At 62.3% G+C, this 3,798-nt stretch carries 3 protein-coding genes; 2 read left to right on the top strand and 1 reads right to left on the bottom strand.

What is annotated here, in order from left to right; all coding sequences use genetic code 11:
* Positions 1-90: 90 nt before the first annotated feature.
* Positions 91-1,593, bottom strand: coding sequence for an NAD(P)H-hydrate dehydratase (locus AC1DUU_RS25935; protein ID WP_476786242.1), 1,503 nt, complete (start codon positions 1,591-1,593; stop codon positions 91-93).
* Between the two features lie 327 nt (positions 1,594-1,920).
* Here AC1DUU_RS25935 and AC1DUU_RS25930 point away from each other — a divergent pair, with 327 nt between their 5' ends.
* On the top strand, positions 1,921-2,259 hold the full coding sequence (locus AC1DUU_RS25930; protein ID WP_476786241.1) for a P-II family nitrogen regulator: 339 nt from the start codon (positions 1,921-1,923) through the stop codon (positions 2,257-2,259).
* A 44-nt stretch (positions 2,260-2,303) separates the two neighbouring features.
* The gene (gene glnA, locus AC1DUU_RS25925) at positions 2,304-3,713 is read left to right on the top strand and encodes a type I glutamate--ammonia ligase (protein ID WP_476786240.1); all 1,410 of its coding nucleotides are present in this window, start codon (positions 2,304-2,306) and stop codon (positions 3,711-3,713) included.
* Positions 3,714-3,798 lie beyond the last annotated feature (85 nt).

Below are 3,798 nucleotides of genomic sequence, written 5' to 3'. Positions count from 1 at the left end.
AGGCGCCGAAGCTGCCAATCTCCCCACCTGAGGGGGAGATGGCCGGCAGGCCAGAGGGGGCAACGTGGAGTGCGGCCTCTCATTCTTCCACTATTCGACAAGAAGAGAACGCAGCACCTCCCTCAGTGCCAGCGGCAGATCTTCAGCGATCAACCCGGGCCCAAAACGGCGCGCTGCCTCGGCATGCATCCATACTGCAGCGCATGCGGCCTCGAAGGGTGGCATCGCCTGCGCCAGAAGTGCGGCAACGATGCCCGACAGCACGTCGCCCGAGCCGGCGGTCGCCAGAAGCGGCGTGCCGTTGGTATTGATCGCCGCCCGCCCGTCTGGGGCGGCAATCACCGTGTCCGGGCCCTTGTAGATGATGGTTGCATGGCCGCGTTTTGCAGCCGCTCGCGCCCGCTCCAGCTTGGAAAGCTTGCCGTCTGCTGCAATATCGGGAAACAAGCGGCCGAACTCGCCGTGATGCGGCGTCAGCACAAGGCTTGGTGCATTCGGCCGTTTCGCCGCCTCAAAAAAAGCCGCGCGCTGATGTGACAGCGAGGTGATGCCGTCGGCATCGAGCACCAGCGCGCCAAACCGCCCCTCGGCAACCGACATCAGTTCAAGCGCGAAACGGCCGACCTCCGGCTCGGGGCCAAGGCCGGGGCCGTAGACCAGAACCTCGGGCTTGCGCGCGCCGAGAAAAGCCAACGCATCGGCAAGCGTGTCGGAACGCCGGAGAATGATCGAGGTCAGGTGGGCAGCGTTGGCGGCCAATGCTGTGCCCGGCGACAGAACCGTGACCGCACCGGCGCCCGTCCGTGCCGCAGCCATCGCCGACAGGCGCGCGGCACCTGTTGCCGACGGGCCGCCTGAGAAGACGCCGACATGGCCGCGGCTGTATTTGTGGGCATCGTTTGCCGGCGCGGGAAACAGATGTTGCCACCATGCCGGATCGTTTTCGAAGCAGCGCGTGCCTGTGGCCGCAATGGTGGCGTCAGAGATGCCGATGTCGGCGACACTGATTTCGCCACAAAACGACCGGCCGGGAAACAGCAGGTGCCCCGGCTTCTTGCGTGCAAAGGTCACGGTCACGGTGGCCGTGACCGCGTCGCCCAGGACCTCGCCCGACGTCCCCGACACACCCGACGGCAGGTCTACCGCCACGACGGGCACGCCCGCTTCGGTCGTCCGCACGATCGCCGCCAACACATCAGCCGTCAGCGCTTTGGACAGCCCCGCACCGTAGAGCGCATCGACCACCACAGAGCCGGCCTCGGGTGCGAACGCTGCAAGAGGCCGAACCGCGACCGGGCATTCGGCGGCAGCCAGTGCCGCATCGCTGCCGACGCGCGGGCTGGCGGTAGCAAAAAGCCTGACATCGACGCCGCTTTCGGCAAGCAGGCGCGCAACGACATAACCGTCGCCGCCATTGTTGCCCGGCCCGCACAACACATGAACCGCCTGCGCGCCGGAAAACCGTATTTGGACAACATCGGCGATGGCAGCCCCTGCCCGTCGCATAAGGCCGATGCCATCCACCGGCCCGGCAGCGATCGTCAACCGGTCGGCTTCGGCCATCTCGCTTGGGGTCAGAAGTTCAAACGCCATGGCGGCCATCCCGGGTCGTTTCTGAGAGATGCTTGAGAGTTAGCACGCCGCCGCATCCCACCCAAACGGCAATGCGCCTGGCTCACGGTGTACAAATCATGAGCATTTTGCTGATTTTTTGTGCAGACGAGCAACGCGCGAAGCGATGAAATTTTGTGCGCATCTCGACCAGCCGGCTGAAATCGGCTCCAATCGCCGCGTCTTCGGCTGCCACCTGGGCAAACCGAACAAAGTCATCGCAGCCACTCGACTTGGCACGCTTCGTGCTTGAAAGATGCGCGAGTGGGTGCATCACCCCTGAGTTACGGCATCGGAGGCCATATTCGCATGAAAARGATCGAAGCGATCATCAAGCCGTTCAAGCTCGACGAAGTGAAGGAAGCGCTTCAGGAAGCCGGCCTGCAAGGCATCACGGTCACCGAAGCCAAGGGTTTTGGCCGCCAGAAGGGCCATACCGAGCTCTATCGCGGCGCCGAATACGTCGTCGACTTTTTGCCCAAGGTGAAGATCGAAGTCGTGCTCGGCGACGAATCGGTGGAAGCCGCCATCGAAGCGATTCGCAAGGCGGCCCAGACCGGCCGCATCGGCGACGGCAAGATTTTTGTCTCCAACATCGAGGAAGTCGTGCGCATCCGCACCGGCGAGACCGGCATAGACGCCATCTGACCTCGCATCAGTTCATTCTCATCCAAACGTCACAGGGAAACATTATGACGACAGCCAAAGACATCATGAAGCAGATCAAGGACAACGACGTGAAGTTCGTCGACCTGCGCTTCACCGATCCGAAGGGCAAGCTCCATCACGTCACCATGGACATCGCCGAAGTCGAAGAAGAGATGTTCGCCGACGGCGTCATGTTCGACGGTTCGTCGATCATCGGCTGGAAGGCCATCAACGAGTCCGACATGGTGCTTATGCCCGACATGGACACGGTCCACATGGACCCGTTCTTTGCCCAGTCGACCATGGTCATCCTGTGCGACATTCTCGACCCGGTTTCGGGCGAGGCCTATAACCGCGATCCGCGCGGCATCGCCAAGAAGGCCGAGGCCTATCTCAAGGCCGAAGGCATCGGCGACACCATCTTCGTCGGCCCGGAAGCCGAATTCTTCGTCTTCGACGACGTCAAGTACAAGGCCGACCCTTACAACACCAGCTTCAAGCTCGACTCGACCGAACTGCCGTCCAACGACGACACCGACTACGAGACCGGCAACCTTGGCCACCGTCCGCGCGTCAAGGGCGGCTATTTCCCGGTGCCGCCGATCGACAGCTGCCAGGACATGCGCTCGGAAATGCTGACCGTGCTGTCCGAGATGGGCGTGCGCGTCGAAAAGCACCACCACGAGGTGGCGGCCGCCCAGCACGAACTCGGCATTAAGTTCGACACGCTGGTCCGCAACGCCGACAAGATGCTGATCTACAAGTATGTCGTGCATCAGGTTGCCAATGCCTACGGCAAGACGGCCACCTTCATGCCAAAGCCGATCTTCGGCGACAACGGCTCAGGCATGCACGTCCATATGTCGATCTGGAAGGGTGGGAAGCCGACCTTCGCTGGCAACGAATATGCCGGGCTTTCGGAAAGCTGCCTCTATTTCATCGGCGGCATCATCAAGCACGCCAAGGCGATCAACGCGTTCACCAACCCGCTGACCAACTCCTACAAGCGTCTGGTGCCGGGTTATGAGGCGCCCGTTCTGCTCGCCTATTCCGCGCGCAACCGTTCGGCCTCCTGCCGCATTCCGTTCGGCAATTCGCCGAAGGCCAAGCGCGTCGAGGTCCGCTTCCCCGATCCGGGCGCGAACCCCTATCTCTGCTTCGCAGCCCTGCTGATGGCCGGCCTCGACGGCATCAAGAACAAGATCCACCCCGGCCAGCCGATGGACAAGGATCTCTACGACCTGYCGGCCAAGGAGCTGAAGAAGATCCCGACCGTCTGCGGCAGCTTGCGCGAAGCACTCCAGAGCCTCGACAAGGACCGCGGCTTCCTCAAGGCCGGCGGCGTCTTCGACGACGACCAGATCGACTCGTTCATCGAGTTGAAGATGGCCGAGGTCATGCGCCTCGAAATGACCCCGCACCCCGTCGAATACGACATGTATTACTCGGTGTAAGCACCTGACATCATGACGACAAAGGCCCCGGAGCAATCCGGGGCTTTTTGTTTGCGCAGGAGTCTGGGCATCGCCTGGCGAACAT

This window comes from Aminobacter sp. P4_H6_2 (assembly GCF_056400805.1).
This window is presented reverse-complemented; position numbering and strand designations above follow the sequence as displayed.

Excerpts from the sequence above, each read along its gene's own strand:
- AC1DUU_RS25935 (WP_476786242.1), bottom strand. The coding sequence starts at position 1,593 with ATGGCGTTTGAACTTCTGACCCCAAGCGAGATGGCCGAAGCCGACCGG.